This window comes from Pseudoalteromonas sp. THAF3 (genome assembly GCF_009363775.1).
GTDB classification, from domain to species: Bacteria; Pseudomonadota; Gammaproteobacteria; order Enterobacterales; family Alteromonadaceae; genus Pseudoalteromonas; species Pseudoalteromonas ruthenica.
The window spans coordinates 230,001-246,102 of the sequence record NZ_CP045418.1 but is presented as its reverse complement, the minus strand read 5'-3'; the positions used below and the strand labels follow the sequence as shown (position 1 = coordinate 246,102).

The window sequence follows — 16,102 nt, the reverse complement described above, 5'->3', positions numbered from 1 at the left end:
GCACCGACGAAGAGGATAGGCATGAAGCTGATTGAACATATAGCCATGTATAAACGCATGGAGATTATCAATCGCGTGCCTTTCTTCCGTAGCTTTGAGTTAGCCGAGCGGCAAATGCTCTTAGAGTCATTCTCGCAGCTGTATTTATGCCAACAAGGGCGCTACGTATTCAAGTTGCACGAACAAAGCCAGCAGTTATATATCGTGTTAAGCGGCGAGCTGGTAGTGTTCCGCCAATCTGACCATAAAGAACTGGGCCATATTCGACCTGGCGACTTTGTCGGTGAAGGTGCATTTATTGCCCACCGCGAGCGCAGCACCAATGCCAAAGCGCTCACCGACACCATAGTGTTAGCCATTGAGCCACTGGCTTTAACTAAATTACCTGTGGTGGTGCGTGAGAAAATAAAAGATCAATTGATACTCGGTATGAGCGAGCGCATCGCCCGCCTCAGTAGCCTGTTAGAGCGCCATACTCCTTAGCGAAAATGCCGCCACGCACTCGCTAACGCACGTAAATCCTCGACTCCGCACCATGCTTGCAGCTCCGATTCATCAAGTGCGAGGTCATCCCCACTATAAAGCGCCAATGTCTGCTCGTCGTCATGAAATAAGCCATGACTTTGAAAACACGCCTCACCATCACCGAGTAGCAACCTCATTTCTCGTCCCTGCACGAGCTGCTCTGCAGTGCTATCAAGAGCGGTAAAAAACGCTTCAATGAGCTCATCGTTTTCATAGAGCTCGTCATTGAACCAACGGGCAATAAGCCGGTGTTCGTCAGATATTTTTACCCGCTTACCCCATGTTGGGTCTGAGTAGAGTTGGTATTCCATAATAGTGCTGCCAAAAAGATGCGGCGCGCATAATAGCAATATCGATACGCTAAATCGAGCTGCTCATTGTACTGCGATATCAGCACTAACGGCATCATGTTAGTATACGCCTACCCTGTCGGCTTCCTATATCGATTATGTTCAACACCCTAGCAATAATTTTCCCACTCATTTTCGTGGCGACAGCCGGTTACATTAGTGCAGCACGCTCGTTTTTAACAGCCGAGCATCTTAGTGGTATAAGCCGCTTTGTATTTTACATCAGCATTCCGGCTTTTTTGTTTGTTAATATGTCCCAAGCTGAGCTCAGCAAAGCAGTCAGCCTCGATGTCATGCTTAGCTTCTATCTTCCCGTTATCGGCCTGTATCTACTGGTACTGGGGTTTTATCGGTGCCGCTGTGGGCAGTGGAGTATAAGCGCCATTCGCGCGCTTGGGGCGTGTTATTCCAATACTGTACTTATCGGTTTACCTATCGCGATGCAAGCACTCGGTAAGCACGTAGCCGCAACGGTTTTCGTCATCATTACCTTTCATAGTGCGTTATTGTTTTTGCTAACTTACAGCTTCGCCGGTAAAGAGCAGCGCGTTACTTGGCCAAACATCATCCGGCAATTAGTTATCAACCCGGTAATACTGGCAATTGCCCTAGGGCTGTTAGCGAATGCAGTCAATTTAGCGCTACCCAAGGTAATCAATGAAGGACTGACATTATTGGCAGAGCCAGCCATCGCCGGCGCCTTATTTGTGCTTGGGGCAAACCTGCACCATTATCAGATCAAGCCAGGCATCAAATCGGCTCTTACGTTAACCTTGTTAAAGCTCGCAGTATTGCCGACGCTTGTGTACCTAACCGCGACCTACGGATTTGCTTTAGCCCAAGAGCAAATCTTGCTTTTGGTGCTACTTAGCGCCTCTCCTTTAGGGGTTAATGCGTATTTGGTGAGCAAACAATTGCAACGAGAGTCAGCCACCTTAGCCAGTGCGGTTGTGCTCAGCACGCTATTAAGTGTGGTGAGCTTTGTTTTATGGCTGGCTGTATTAAGCTCATAAAAAAGCCCCTCTGCGAGGGGCTTAATAATGCACTTTAACAGTAATAATTAGAACTTAGCTCTAATACCAACATAGAAGCGCTGACCGATAGGGTCATAAGTACCCGCATCAGTTTCTGTGCCAGTGTCATTACCTGATATACCCGTTAAGATACGTGGTGCTTCGTTATCAAGTAAGTTATCAACACCACCATATAGCTCGTATTGCTCAGTGATGTAGTAAGATAGCTGAATATCGTGATACACCTCACTGCCAATACCGATATAACCTGCAGGTAAACCATCTGGCGCACTGTCGCTTACAAGGCCAGCTAAGAATTGATCATCAAAGTCAGCTGCGCCAATATAGGTCATTGACCAGTTGAAACTGAAATCATCGACATCATAGCCAAACGTCCAGTTTGCTTTGTGCTCAGAGTAACCAATTTCTCCCGCCCAGTTGTCCTTATCAGCACCTGGTAATGGAATATCGTAACCATCAATTAGGTAAGTATAAGCTAGACGCGACTTGAACATACCTGGACCTAGGTCAGTTGAGTAAGTTGCAGTTAAGTCGACACCCTCAGTTGCGGTACCACCACTGTTTGATTGGCCTGAATCGATAAACTCAATAGAGCCCGCACTGTTATTACCAGCATTCGTTGGACGACGTGTTATGAAATCACAGAAGCTTGTATCACCACCGCCATAACATTGATCAAGAATGAATTGACGAGGAGTTGATACGATTGCATCTTCGATTTCAATATCGAAATAATCGATAGTGATATCTAGGCCTGAGATAATGTTCTCAGGAGTTAACACGATACCGACCGTGAAAGAGTCACCCACTTCCTCGGTAAGCTCAGTGTTACCACGGTCGAAACCACTGATACCTTGAATATCAGATTGATTCAGTGTGAACTCACCGTTTTCAGCGATGTTCGCAGCTACGCCAGCATCAGCACGACATGCATCTGCTGCAGCGCCGCTTGAAGAAGCAGTGACACCATTACAAGGGTCGATAAGATCACTTGGGAAAGTCTGGCTAGGTGGTGAGTACAACTCGTCGATGTTAGGAGCACGAGTTGAACGAGCGCGCGTTGCACGAACACGCACACCATCAACGACTGTCCAATCTAAGCCCACGTTCCAGCTTTCAGTATTGCCTACTGTAGAATAGTCAGAAAGGCGCACTGCTGCTTTGAGTGACAAGCTATCTAATACAGGGACGTTCGCTTCAACATAATATTCGGTAACGTCAAACTCACCCTCTGTAGCAGGAATAGCATTACCTGCGTTCAAGCCAGCTTGCTGCAGGGCATCAAACTCACTGCGTGAGAACTCTTCACGGTACTCTGCACCGAACGCCACACCAACATAACCAGCAGGCAGTTCAAATAGCTCACCAGTGAAGTTAGCACCAATAATTTCCTGCTCTACTCGCGTTGACAACATACTTGGCGCTTTAACATAGTCGAATGCGTCGCTAGTGATTGAGTTAAAACCAAATACATTAATTGGTGTACACCCGAAACCACGTGCTGTCTCATCAAGACAGATTGCTTCGTCTGTAATGCCATCGCCATCCAGATCTTGGGTATCTGTAACCGCTTCTAATGCATAGCGGAAGTTCTGCACGTTAACTAGGCCATTAGAAACTTGGTTTTCTTTCGTTTTGCCGTAGATGTAATAAGCATCATAATACCAGTTATCACTGATTTGGCCTTCAAAACCAGTGGTAAAGCGGAAGGTATCACGATCAGCCTGATAGCCTCGGTTACCAATGTCAGCTAGACGCTTAGCGAAGAAAATATCCCTCATACCATCGCCATCAGTGTCTGTAGCGCTGTTATAAATGGCATCTGGAACATATGGGTTACGCAGAAGCTCACCGTTTCGCATAAACTCAATAGGTACCCGACCATTGCTGTAAATATCATCTGATGCGAACGGGAAAGGCTCGAGTTCAGTTACCGATGTTGTCGCTGCATAGGTCGCTTCGTAAAAGAACTTATGGTTATCATCAAGCTCATAACTACCATTGGATGCGAAAAGGTAACGTTCGGTTGGGATCGCAATAGTACGACGTCCAGAACGGTTAAAGCCATCGGCAGGACCGTTATCACCGTTGGTGTCAAAACCTTCTTTTAAGTTGTTGTTTTCATCAAAAGTGAAACGTGTATCGCCAGCATCAAAGCGACCCTGAGGTGAGAAGCTTGAGTAGTAAGGGCGGACATATTCAAAAATTGAACCTGGGTTTTCATACGGGTCGTTGAAATAGATAGCCGAAATTTGGTCAACAGCTGAGATATCACGGTCACGTGAATATACTGCACCCTGGTCAGAATAGCCGAGGTGGAACATAACTTGACCTGCACCATCAGAGGTTGTTGTTCCGGTTGTTACAGAAAACTGCTTCTCAGTGTTGTCACCCTCTGCAGATTCCCCATACTAACCTTCAAACTCTATACCTTCAAAATCATCTTTGAGCACAAAGTTAACAACACCAGCCACAGCATCTGAACCATATACCGAAGACGCACCACCGGTCATAATTTCTACGCGTTCAACAAATTGCGCTGGGATAGTATTTAAATCGACAGCCGAGCTGCCAGGAACACCTGAAACGTAGCGACGACCATTAACTAGCACTAGGGTACGCGCTGTACCCAAGTTACGTAGATCGACAGTAGCAACACCGCCACTGGATGTAGAGAAGTTAGAGTTAGTTCGACTTATTGCTGGAGTACCAAAGGTTGGATTTTCCATTAATAAGTCTTGTAGGTTTAGAGTACCAGACTTATCAATACTGGCACCGTCAAGTACTTGAATCGGTGAAGCTGACATTGCTTCGGCTGAACGAATCCGCGATCCGGTAACCTGAATACGCTCTACTTCTTCAACACCTTCCTCAGCCGCATGGGATAAACCGGAGTATGCACCTAAGCTAGCCGCACAGAGCGCCAACTTTATACCTGTTGATAATTTGCTATAGTTTTTCATTTTGTCTTTCCCTGTAAGGTTTCCATTATAGATATATAATAAAAACAAACCTAATATTATGTTCACCTTGAGATAACAAGGTGAACATAATATTAATCACAAAGAATAAAAACTCAACATTCACATGGCGTTACGAGCCATATCAAAGTACCAAAAGCAGAACAATAAAAGCCAAAAATGTTAAATTAATGAGAATAGAACTTATATTTTCGATATTTATTTACAAATAAAAGGAGTTTATAAGTAGAACGCGTGAATAGGTGTTTTTTAAGCAACAATAAAATTTTTAACCTTACCATGTTGCTAAATTGATAACAAAATAAACACCCCTCATTATTGAGGGGTATATTATCGCGGCTATTCTAATAATCTCGGCGATACTTCGCAGCGTCGATAATGGCCCACACATAAGCAATTGCGGCGATGATACCCGGTACAATCAACCACCACAGTGCCGCACCACCGAAAACAAAAATCGCAAAAAGCAGCGCGGCTAAGATGCGACCTTGAACAAGTTGTCCTAACCCAGGGAAAAACACGTTACATAGCGCCGCAATGACATTACCACCAGAGCCTTGTCCTGACATAATTACCTCAATATATAGTTAGTTTCTCTTTTACTTATCAAGTTTCAGGCCAAGTAAAAATAGCCTTATTTTCAATAGGTTAAAAATAAACGCTTGGATAACAAAAGCATAATTTAGTTGTTCATGCTAAAAGTTAGCCTTTTTTGCTGACCATGAAATATGTTAATACAGGTTCATACAGAATAAAAATACATCATCAGGCTATGTTAACAACATTATCTCGCCCACTCGCAGCGCTAGTAGAAAAGTACTTACCCGACCCTCTTGTTATAGTAATCTTGCTTACATTCTTAGCGATGTTCAGTGCTTTGTTGTCTACACCTCACTCGCCAACTGCCATATTGACTATGTGGGGAAGTGGCTTAAGCAACCTACTGAGCTTTGCAATGCAGATGTTATTGGTGTTAGTCAGCGGCTACCTATTGGCCACAACGCCCGTTGTATCACGGTACTTACATGCCGTGGCGCGGCGATTAAAATCACCTGCTTTAGCAGTCATAGTAACAACCTTTGTAGCTATGCTAGCAAGTTGGATTAACTGGGGCTTTGGCTTGGTCGCTGGTGCATTATTTGCCAAAGCCGTGGCACAATACTGCCGTATCGACTATCGCGTCTTAGTGGCCAGCGCTTACTCAGGGTTTATTGTTTGGCATGGTGGGCTCTCTGGTTCTGTGCCATTGACTATAGCGACACCGGGACACTTCAGCGAAAGTGAAATTGGTCTTCTACCCACGAGTGATACGCTATTTTCAATCCTGAACCTGTCTTTATTGCTAGGGTTATCTATCTTACTACCTACTATCAATTATTTATTATTACCTAAGCCTCAGCACAGCGTTTATGTAGACCGTACACGTTTACAATCCAAGGATACAACTGTAAAGCCGCCAGCTAAAGGAATAGACCACGCTCGTTGGCCGTGTGTTGTAGTTGGCTTACTGGGTCTCAGCTACCTAGCTCATTTCTTTGTGCAACAGCAGGGCGGGCTTAATCTTAACGTCGTTATTGCGCTGTTTTTATTTTGCGCTTTTTTACTACATCACAGCACACACTCTCTGCTTGAGCATCTGTATGAGGCTGTTCGCAGTGGCAGTGGCATTGTTATCCAGTTTCCTTTCTATGCAGGGCTGATGGCCATAATGAGTGAGAGCGGACTTGCTGAGAATATATCGGCCGCACTGATGTCTTTAGCGAATAGTCAAACGTTGCCTCTTTTAAGTTTCTTGAGCGCTGGATTGGTCAACATATTTGTCCCCTCAGGAGGAGGCCAGTGGGCGCTTCAAGCACCTCTTGTTATTCCTGCCGCACAAGCGTTGGAAGTCCCTATCGCTTCGGTTGCTATGGCTGTCGCTTGGGGAGACGCTTGGACTAACCTTATTCAACCTTTTTGGGCTATCCCTGTACTGGCGATTGCTGGGTTAAAAGCAAAAGACATTATGGGCTTTTGTATCATTCAATTACTAATCACTGGTGGCTACATCAGTGTTATTTTGCTAACAGTGGCATAAAGCAATACAAAAGGATGGGTTTTTAGATAATTACCAATAATTCTCGTGTCATTTAGTTGCAGGGCTTAGCAACCACTTCTACATTACAATAAGGGATTAGAGGGAGAATGGATGAAAACCTACACGCAAGCCAATCTGCAACATAAATACCGTGTTGCCATCGTCGACGACTCACCAGCCATTTTAGTGGTGCTGCGGGCGGTGTTTAATGAGCTAGGTATTGAGGAAGTGTCTACATTCGATGACGCTGAGTCGGCCTATGCGGCGATCGAAAAAGCACCTAGTCTTTACGATATTGTGTTAACAGATCTGAACATGCCCGGCATGGACGGTATGGCTTTTATGCGTAAACTCGGAGAGCTCAAATACGGAGGAGCTGTTGTCATTGTATCCGAGATGCATCCAGAGATCATAGCCCTTGCAGCACGCGTAGCTAGGCAGCACCAAGTGCATTTGTTGGGAAATATAGAAAAACCCGTGCACTTGCATTATGTTGAGCACCTAATTCAGAAACTTGAATGTTTACATGCTTCTTCTAGAGACCCTTTGCGCACCGTTTCTGAAATCGCTCTTTTAGACGCCATTAGTCACAGCCGTGTCCTTCCTCTTTACCAGCCCAAGCGACACATTAGTAACGGTAAAGTGGTGAGCCTAGAAGTGATGTCACGCATACTTCCCCGCTATCAAGATAGTGATTCCATGCCTGAGTGCTTCGTTGACGTTGCTCGTGACAATGAGTTACTTAACTTATTGACCTTTCAGCTAATTGAGAAGGCTGCCAAAGATTTAAGTTCTTTTCGGCACGCTTATGGCTCGCACCTAAAATTGGCAATTAACCTCCACCCTTGCCAGCTCGCAGACCTTAGTTGTCCTGACAAGTTAGCGTTAATATTATCACTTAATCAGCTTGCTCCAGCAGACATCTTAATTGAAATGACAGAGCATCAGCCACTTAATGATAAGCATATTCTAGAGACCATTAGCCGCTTGAAGATGCGTGGATTTGAGCTTTCTTTAGACGACTTCGGCAGTGGTTTTACTGAGGAGGAGCAACTGAGGAGTTTGCCACTTGATGAAATCAAAGTGGGACAACCTCTCATTTCTCATATTGAACGCGACAATTTTGCGCAACAGATAGTCTATCGCTTGGATGATTTGGCCACTGACCGCAAGTTACGCTTATGTGCCGTTGGATTAAGCAGCACGCAGGAGTTAGACTACTTAGCTCAACGCTTTCCACATATGTATGTTCAGGGGCCACTGGTGTGCAAGCCGCTTTCTCGAGAGGATTTACTCGTCTGGCTTGAACAACAAACAACACAAGCTAGCAACTGAGTGAACCCACCTTTGAAACAGTTGTTAACAATCTAAGCGTGCCAACTACTGTTTATTGAACCAACATTCAGATATTCTTCTTTCCTAGGCTGCCCCCATGCAGCCAGAGAATAATGCAAAAACTTCAACTTTATCGTAAAGTATGGTTGAAATTTGTTCCCATTGAGCAAGCTGATAATATTGAATGCAGTCGCTGCTGTCTGTTTGATTCTAGGTGTATTTGAATGTCGATTAATGTATTACTTGTTGAAGATGATGAGTTGCTGGTAAAGCGCATAGAGAATCACTTCACGGGCACTGAGTTTACTATCCACGTAGATACTACGGGTAGTAATGCTTTGCCTATGGTTCAAGCCTCACAAGCAACTGGCCAGCAGCCGATTCAACTGGCCATTGTCGATATTGTACTACCAGAGCAGGACGGCCTGATGTTGGCTAGAGAGCTGACTACCTTGACAGAAATCGGCGTTATCGTGCTCTCAAGCCGAGACTCACAATCCGATCGTATTGCCGGACTTGCACAAGGCGCAGACGACTATATTTGTAAGCCTGTCGATTTGTTAGAGCTCGAGTTAAGAATGCGTGCGGTTTATAAGCGCTTAAACGGCTCGGCAAGTCAAGAAGACTCTACCGAGTACATTGAATATGCAGATTTCAAGCTTCATCCAGATAATCGCACTCTCGTTACCGCAACAGGTGAGGAGATGCGCCTAACCGAAGCCGAGCACAAGGTGCTTATTTGCCTAATTGCCAATGCTGGCAAGGCCACATCACGGGAAAAAGTATCGGAAGAAATAGGCCAGCCAGATTGGAGCCCAACCGATAGAACGGTAGATGTTCTTATCGGCAGGTTACGCAAAAAGCTAGGGGATGAAAAAGAGCAAAAACGTATTGTCACTGTTCGTGGCAAGGGTTATATGCTCTCTTCTAGCTAAAAAATGAGCTGCCCTTTTTGATAAGCCGCTAGAGTTTGCTCAAAAGGCTGTTGCGCATAAGACTGATCTTCTGCTTCACTCAAAGCCTGTTCTTGGTAGTCGATCGCCTCATCAAAATTACCTAACTTCGCGTGGGCGGCCGCTAAATAGGCGTACGCTAAAGGATGGTCGGTCTCATCACTGACCTGCTCCGCAAGGGCAATAGCATTTTTGAGCTGTGCGCCATTATCCGAGTAACGAACATACCACCCCGCTAACTCTCGCATTGCGATTAACTCACCCTGCTTAGCGGCCTCATTAAGCCAGTAGCGAGCTAGCTCTAATTGCTCTCGTTGCCCTGATGCTTGCGTAAGTAAACAGCGACCAAGCTGGAGCTGGGCACGACTATGCTGGCGCTCGGCGGCTTCGAGTAGCAATCGTTGGTTACAGTTAATTCCGAGCTGATAAAGCATATCGCTATGCCCAGCTGCCGCTGCTTTGAGCTGCCAATAGCGCCATTGCTGCTCCTTCTCTTTATTAACCAAAGGTTTTACATCAGCGTAAGCTACTACGCTGTGGTTCTCATAGCTCGCCTGTTGTTCTTGGTTGTTGTAAAAAAACCGTGCTAAATACCAGTTACTATCACCCAACAATCCCTGCTCTGCACCCAGTGACCACTGACTCATCACTTCCCGCGCATGCTCGTCTAATTGACTGGGGATATCAATATGCTCCAAAGCCGACACTTCTTGAACACGCCCCTGATTATCAACGTTCACTAGGTAGTTGAAATTATAGTAACTGGGGTCAATCGTTTTTGTAGGAGTGAAATCAGGCTGTATAATCGAATTAAAACGAACCATTGGCGCTTGCTTTGCCACAACTTGCACGTCGCTATCCACTGGCCATAACTCAGGTTGATAATCGAGTACTCTTAGCAGTTCAGCCAACTCAGCTTGAGCATCAACATCTCCACGCCGGGCTTGCTGTAATAAGTGTTGCTGCTTTGTGCGTAACTGCTGCATCACCTCGCTATCAGGTGAGCCACTAAACACCCCTCGTATAACCGCATTATGAAATACTTCACCTGAATAACTAAATCGTGTCTCATCCAGCTTTTCGGCAATACTTTGTGCGAACTCTGGTGCAGGGTAGCTGTGCAGTAAAATATAATCCCTCGGAATACCTTGACTATCTATATCAAAAATATAGCTCGCGACACCAGGGACCCCATCGCTCTTTAGTCCGCTAGGGTATTCAGTGGGTGGATTAATGCGTTTGCTTGGTGCGGGGTTATATGTCAGTGCACGGCTTAGTTCATAGCGCACAGTGGCGCTACCTTGACGACCAATCTCGGCAATCAGCTGCTGAGCTAGGCGCTGTGCCCGTTGTAATTCATCACTGCTTAGACGCTTAATAACAGACTTTCGGGCCTGTTGCGCCATTTTGAAATCGTTGGCCATGGCCACGGAGAAATATGCATACGCTTTAACGGGGTCGGCCTTAACACCTTGACCACGTAGGTACTGTACAGCTAAGTTAAATTGGCTGCGACCATCGCCTAACTCGGCCGTCTTTTCAAAAAGAGTAAAGGCGCGTTGATAATCTTGATTTAAATACAGGTCCATCGCTTCATTGGCATTACCCCAGCTTAACATGGGGGCAAGCGCTACGGTTAAAATCCACGCTTTCATTGTTCACTCCTAGCAGTTCTAAGCGCCAATGTTAACAGCTGGTAAATAACCGCGCAATGGCTATTCCCCAAGCCGAGCCAGTAGACGTTCAAAGGCACGGTAGCTTAGCGCTTCTTTAATGTGCTCTACTTGGATATTCGTCATCGTATTCAAATCGGCAATAGTTCGGGCTACTTTTATCACACGATGGTGCGAGCGCGGAGATAACTGTAAGCGCTCACTGGCTAGCGCCAAATATTCATGACTTTTCGCATCTAACCGACAGTGTTGGCTGAGCTCTTTATTGGATAATAAGGCATTCACAACCCCTTGGCGCTGCAGCTGGAATTCATAAGCTTGCTCAACGCGCTTCCTGACCGTAGCACTTGACTCTTGTTTACTGTCTTTCAATAACTCAGTGCTGGGGATTCTAGATAACTCTATCTGTAAGTCTATGCGGTCAACAAATGGCCCAGAAATACGAGACAAATAGCGGAGCACTTGCTCAGGGTTGGCTCTTTTGTCGGTATGATGTCCTGTTGGGCTTGGGTTTAACGCTGCAATAAGTTGAAAGCGCGCAGGGAACTCAACTTGAATCGCGGCTCTAGAGATAGTGACGACACCTGTTTCCATGGGCTCACGCAGACTATCAATAACTTTGCGCTCAAACTCTGGCAACTCATCAAGAAACAACACACCGTTGTGTGCCAGTGATATTTCTCCGGGCTTTGGCTTTGATGAGCCGCCAACAAGGGCTACTGCTGAGCAGGTATGATGTGGAGAACGAAAAGGTCGCTGCCGCCAACTCGCCAAATCAATATCGTGCCCTGAAACCGAATATACGGCTGCGGTCTGTAATGCCTGCTCCGTCGTCATCCGTGGCATAATCGTTGCCATGCGCTGCGCTAACATTGATTTTCCAGTACCAGGAGGGCCTGTAAACAAGACATTGTGTCCGCCGGCAGCAGCTATCTCGAGTACACGTTTCGCCAACTCTTGGCCCTTCACCTCACTAAAATCAACTGGCAGTTCAGGGCTGGCATTAACCATCTCGGACTGTGGCAGGAGCAAAGGTAGCGACTGCTGATTATTGAGGTCTAGCCAAACTTGGTGCAGTGAACTTGCACATTTACACTGCGCATCAGCGACAAGTTCAGCTTCCCTTTCATTTTCTGAACTCAAATATGCTGTACGCTGCGCATTTTTCACCGCCATCATTGCCGGTAACACCCCACGTACAGGCCTTAACTTACCATCTAACCCAAGCTCTGCTAAAAACTCACAAGCCAAGGGTTGCGACACCGTTAGCTGCCCAGAGGCGATAAGTATGCCTATAGCGATAGCCAAGTCATAACGGCCACCCTCCTTAGGTAAGTCAGCGGGGGCTAAATTCACCGTTATTCTTTGACTGGGGAACACAAAGTGACTGTTCTCCAATGCGCTGCGTACCCGATCTTTGGCTTCTTTAACCGAAGTCTCAGGAAGCCCAACTATATTAAATGCGGGCAACCCAGAGCCAAGATAAACCTCAACCGTCACCTGTGGTGTTTCTATACCGACTTGAGCACGAGTAAATACATGAGCCAGTGACACATCCTTGTTCCTACACTAGTTAGTTCTCTATACAGTTTAGTTGTGATAGCGGAAAACATGTAAGCTTAATTGCCACCTTATAGCGGCAAGGCGCACCATCAGTGTCGTCAGCCCACCAACCCACATAGCAAGCTGTTGATTTATTTCCATACTAACTAGTTGTGCATACAAGCCAGCCCCAATAGCACAGGCAATAGCATAAAGCGGCCCTTTAAGCAGCATAGGGACTTCTCTTGCTAACACATCACGGATCATACCGCCAAAACAGCCAGTCAAGACTCCCATGATCACCGCCGTCATCACTGGCACCCCTGCTCCCAATGCCTTTTGCGCCCCCATGATTGCAAAGAAAGCTATCCCCAGCGCATCTGCCAATTGCAGTAAGAAATGAGGAAAGCTTTGGCGGATGTTTAACCACACTATAGTTATCGCCACTGTCACTAATATGGTTATAAAGTAACTGGTGTCATGCACCCAAAACACTGGCATATCGAGAATGAGATCTCGCAGTGTACCGCCGCCTATTGCTGTGACCGAAGCGAGTACAATAACACCAAAGCCATCCATTGATTTTTCGTGCGCCAACAAAGTGCCGGAAATAGCGAAGACTGCGACTCCTAGCAAGTCAAACCAATGATAGAGTTCTCCCATTTCTCAATACTCAATTGCTCTATAGTAAACAGTAAGATAGCACCCATGAGGCACTCTGCGAAGGGAGAGTGGCATATTGCCAAGTGAGCGCCTAGCCTGAGGGTGCGATGACCGGTGACACTGTGTTGTGGGTCAGGGTTTTACCCTGACTAAGATGTTGCAAGGCTGAGGCCTGGCCTACAGGCATAAAAAAACCCGCTGCACTGGTGCAACGGGTCTCTCTAATTAGGAGCCTGGTGATGACCTACTTTCACATGGGCGAACCCACACTATCATCGGCGCAGTTCCGTTTCACTTCTGAGTTCGGCATGGGGTCAGGTGGGTCCAGAACGCTATTATCACCAAGCATAAACTTGGGCTAACACGGCGTGTTAGTCATTTGGAAAGCTGTATAAGTAACTCTACTTTAGTCTCTTAACTTCTGTGCTTAAACAGTCACATACAAACCACTTTGGCGTTGTATGGTTAAGCCTCACGGGTAATTAGTACAGGTTAGCTTAACGCCTTGCAGCGCTTCCACATCCTGCCTATCAACGTTGTCGTCTTCAACGGCCCTTTAGTGGCGTTAAACGCCAAGTGAGAACTCATCTCGAGGCTCGCTTCCCGCTTAGATGCTTTCAGCGGTTATCGATTCCGAACGTAGCTACCGGGCAATGCCTTTGGCAAAACAACCCGAACACCAGCGGTTCGTCCACTCCGGTCCTCTCGTACTAGGAGCAGCCCCTCTCAATTCTCAAACGCCCACGGCAGATAGGGACCGAACTGTCTCACGACGTTCTAAACCCAGCTCGCGTACCACTTTAAATGGCGAACAGCCATACCCTTGGGACCGACTTCAGCCCCAGGATGTGATGAGCCGACATCGAGGTGCCAAACACCGCCGTCGATATGAACTCTTGGGCGGTATCAGCCTGTTATCCCCGGAGTACCTTTTATCCGTTGAGCGATGGCCCTTCCATTCAGAACCACCGGATCACTATGACCTACTTTCGTACCTGCTCGACGTGTCTGTCTCGCAGTTAAGCTGGCTTCTACCATTACACTAACCGTACGATGTCCGACCGTACTTAGCCAACCTTCGTGCTCCTCCGTTACTCTTTGGGAGGAGACCGCCCCAGTCAAACTACCCACCAGGCACTGTCCGCAACCCCGATTCAGGGGCCAACGTTAGAACATCAAACATACAAGGGTGGTATTTCAAGGATGGCTCCATGATTACTGGCGTAACCACTTCAAAGCCTCCCACCTATCCTACACATGTAGGCTCAATGTTCAGTGCCAAGCTGTAGTAAAGGTTCACGGGGTCTTTCCGTCTAGCCGCGGGTACACAGCATCTTCACTGCGATTTCAATTTCACTGAGTCTCGGGTGGAGACAGCGTGGCCATGGTTACACCATTCGTGCAGGTCGGAACTTACCCGACAAGGAATTTCGCTACCTTAGGACCGTTATAGTTACGGCCGCCGTTTACCGGGGCTTCGATCAAGAGCTTCGACAAAGTCTAACCCCATCAATTAACCTTCCGGCACCGGGCAGGTGTCACACCGTATACGTCATCTCACGATTTAGCACAGTGCTGTGTTTTTAATAAACAGTCCCAGCCACCTGGTCACTGCGACCCACTTCAGCTCCAGACGCAGGTCCTTCACCTAATGTGGGCGTACCTTCTCCCGAAGTTACGGTACTATTTTGCCTAGTTCCTTCACCCGAGTTCTCTCAAGCGCCTTAGTATTCTCTACCTGACCACCTGTGTCGGTTTAGGGTACGATTCGATATAGACTGAAGCTTAGAGGCTTTTCCTGGAAGTATGGCACCAACAGCTTCCACTCCGTAGAGTGTCGTCTCGACTCTCAGCCTTAAAGAATCCCGGATTTACCTAAGATTCAAGCCTACTGCCTTTCACACGGACAACCAACGCCGTGCCTGCCTAGCCTTCTCCGTCCCCCCATCGCATCTATACCAAGTACGGGAATATTAACCCGTTTCCCATCGACTACGCCTTTCGGCCTCGCCTTAGGGGTCGACTCACCCTACCCTGATTAACATGGGATAGGAACCCTTGGTCTTCCGGCGTGCGGGTTTTTCACCCGCATTATCGTTACTCATGTCAGCATTCGCACTTGTGATATGTCCAGCATGCCTCCCGGCACACCTTCAGCCACTTACACAACGCTCCCCTACCCCGCAACATAAAGTTGCAGCCGCAGCTTCGGTGGTATGTTTAGCCCCGTTACATCTTCCGCGCAGGCCGACTCGACTAGTGAGCTATTACGCTTTCTTTAAAGGGTGGCTGCTTCTAAGCCAACCTCCTAGCTGTTTTAGCCTTCCCACATCGTTTCCCACTTAACATACACTTTGGGACCTTAGCTGGCGGTCTGGGTTGTTTCCCTCTCCACGATGGACGTTAGCACCCACCGTGTGTCTCCCGGATAGTACTCATTGGTATTCGGAGTTTGCATGGGGTTGGTAAGTCGGGATGACCCCCTAGCCCAAACAGTGCTCTACCCCCAATGGTATTCGTCCGAGGCTCTACCTAAATAGATTTCGGGGAGAACCAGCTATCTCCCGGTTTGATTAGCCTTTCACTCCAAGCCACAGGTCATCCCCTAACTTTTCAACGTTAGTGGGTTCGGTCCTCCAATTGATGTTACTCAATCTTCAACCTGCCCATGGCTAGATCACCGGGTTTCGGGTCTATACCTTGCAACTCAACGCGCAGTTAACGCTCGCTTTCACTACGGCTACCCTATTCGGTTAACCTCGCTACAAAATATAAGTCGCTGACCCATTATACAAAAGGTACGCAGTCACCCTCGAAGGGCTCCTACTGCTTGTACGTACACGGTTTCAGGTTCTATTTCACTCCCCTCACAGGGGTTCTTTTCGCCTTTCCCTCACGGTACTGGTTCACTATCGGTCAGTTGGGAGTATTTAGCCTTGGAGGATGGTCCCCCCATATTCAGTCAAAGT

Annotated in this window: 12 protein-coding genes and 2 rRNA genes (1 of these 14 running past the window's edge); 5 read left to right on the top strand and 9 right to left on the bottom strand. The window is 47.0% G+C overall.

Going from position 1 to position 16,102, the window contains the following annotated elements; all coding sequences use genetic code 11:
• Nucleotides 1-21: 21 nt before the first annotated feature.
• Nucleotides 22-483, top strand: a complete 462-nt coding sequence (locus FIU82_RS01175; protein WP_045980464.1) for a cyclic nucleotide-binding domain-containing protein — start codon at nucleotides 22-24, stop codon at nucleotides 481-483.
• On the opposite strand, the gene FIU82_RS01170 is transcribed toward FIU82_RS01175, so the two are convergent.
• Nucleotides 480-836: a YacL family protein gene (locus FIU82_RS01170; RefSeq protein WP_022946690.1), complete on the bottom strand. Its 357-nt coding sequence runs from the start codon at nucleotides 834-836 to the stop codon at nucleotides 480-482. The genes FIU82_RS01175 and FIU82_RS01170 overlap by 4 nt on opposite strands.
• 137 nt (nucleotides 837-973) lie before the next feature.
• On the opposite strand from FIU82_RS01170, the gene FIU82_RS01165 reads away from it, so the two are divergent.
• On the top strand, nucleotides 974-1,888 hold the full coding sequence (locus FIU82_RS01165; protein ID WP_022946691.1) for an AEC family transporter: 915 nt from the start codon (nucleotides 974-976) through the stop codon (nucleotides 1,886-1,888).
• Between the two features lie 47 nt (nucleotides 1,889-1,935).
• Here the strand turns inward: FIU82_RS01165 and FIU82_RS01160 are convergent, their stop codons facing one another.
• The 3 genes from FIU82_RS01160 to FIU82_RS01155 all read right to left on the bottom strand — a co-directional run bounded on the left by FIU82_RS01160 (nucleotide 1,936) and on the right by FIU82_RS01155 (nucleotide 5,459).
• The gene (locus FIU82_RS01160) at nucleotides 1,936-4,233 is read right to left on the bottom strand and encodes a TonB-dependent receptor (RefSeq protein ID WP_253946331.1); all 2,298 of its coding nucleotides are present in this window, start codon (nucleotides 4,231-4,233) and stop codon (nucleotides 1,936-1,938) included.
• An 87-nt stretch (nucleotides 4,234-4,320) separates the two neighbouring features.
• Complete coding sequence (locus FIU82_RS18710; RefSeq protein ID WP_253946330.1) at nucleotides 4,321-4,872, bottom strand: TonB-dependent siderophore receptor; 552 nt, start codon at nucleotides 4,870-4,872, stop codon at nucleotides 4,321-4,323.
• Nucleotides 4,873-5,234: 362 nt separating this feature from the next.
• Nucleotides 5,235-5,459 carry a hypothetical protein gene (locus FIU82_RS01155; protein ID WP_022946693.1) on the bottom strand — a complete coding sequence of 75 codons (225 nt, stop codon included), beginning with the start codon at nucleotides 5,457-5,459 and terminating at the stop codon, nucleotides 5,235-5,237.
• A gap of 203 nt (nucleotides 5,460-5,662) precedes the next feature.
• Between FIU82_RS01155 and FIU82_RS01150 the strand changes: the two genes are divergently transcribed.
• The 3 genes from FIU82_RS01150 (at nucleotide 5,663) to FIU82_RS01140 (ending at nucleotide 9,237) form a co-directional block, all read left to right on the top strand.
• The gene (locus tag FIU82_RS01150) at nucleotides 5,663-6,967 is read left to right on the top strand and encodes a short-chain fatty acid transporter (RefSeq protein ID WP_152440128.1); all 1,305 of its coding nucleotides are present in this window, start codon (nucleotides 5,663-5,665) and stop codon (nucleotides 6,965-6,967) included.
• A gap of 111 nt (nucleotides 6,968-7,078) precedes the next feature.
• On the top strand, nucleotides 7,079-8,302 hold the full coding sequence (locus FIU82_RS01145; RefSeq protein WP_022946695.1) for an EAL domain-containing protein: 1,224 nt from the start codon (nucleotides 7,079-7,081) through the stop codon (nucleotides 8,300-8,302).
• A 224-nt stretch (nucleotides 8,303-8,526) separates the two neighbouring features.
• A complete protein-coding gene (locus FIU82_RS01140; RefSeq protein WP_045980468.1) occupies nucleotides 8,527-9,237 on the top strand; it encodes a response regulator transcription factor in 711 nt (236 codons plus the stop codon).
• Here FIU82_RS01140 and FIU82_RS01135 read toward each other — a convergent pair.
• From FIU82_RS01135 to FIU82_RS01115, 5 genes are all read right to left on the bottom strand, one after another.
• Nucleotides 9,234-10,910: an SEL1-like repeat protein gene (locus FIU82_RS01135; RefSeq protein ID WP_152440127.1), complete on the bottom strand. Its 1,677-nt coding sequence runs from the start codon at nucleotides 10,908-10,910 to the stop codon at nucleotides 9,234-9,236. The genes FIU82_RS01140 and FIU82_RS01135 overlap by 4 nt on opposite strands.
• A gap of 60 nt (nucleotides 10,911-10,970) precedes the next feature.
• Entirely contained in the window at nucleotides 10,971-12,482 is a 1,512-nt protein-coding gene (locus FIU82_RS01130; RefSeq protein WP_152440126.1) for a YifB family Mg chelatase-like AAA ATPase, read from the bottom strand.
• 36 nt (nucleotides 12,483-12,518) lie between these two features.
• On the bottom strand, nucleotides 12,519-13,133 hold the full coding sequence (locus FIU82_RS01125) for a trimeric intracellular cation channel family protein (RefSeq protein WP_022946699.1): 615 nt from the start codon (nucleotides 13,131-13,133) through the stop codon (nucleotides 12,519-12,521).
• 231 nt (nucleotides 13,134-13,364) lie between these two features.
• Nucleotides 13,365-13,479: ribosomal RNA gene (rrf, locus tag FIU82_RS01120) — 5S ribosomal RNA — on the bottom strand.
• A gap of 115 nt (nucleotides 13,480-13,594) precedes the next feature.
• A 23S ribosomal RNA gene (locus tag FIU82_RS01115) occupies nucleotides 13,595-16,102 on the bottom strand; it runs 377 nt beyond the window's last position.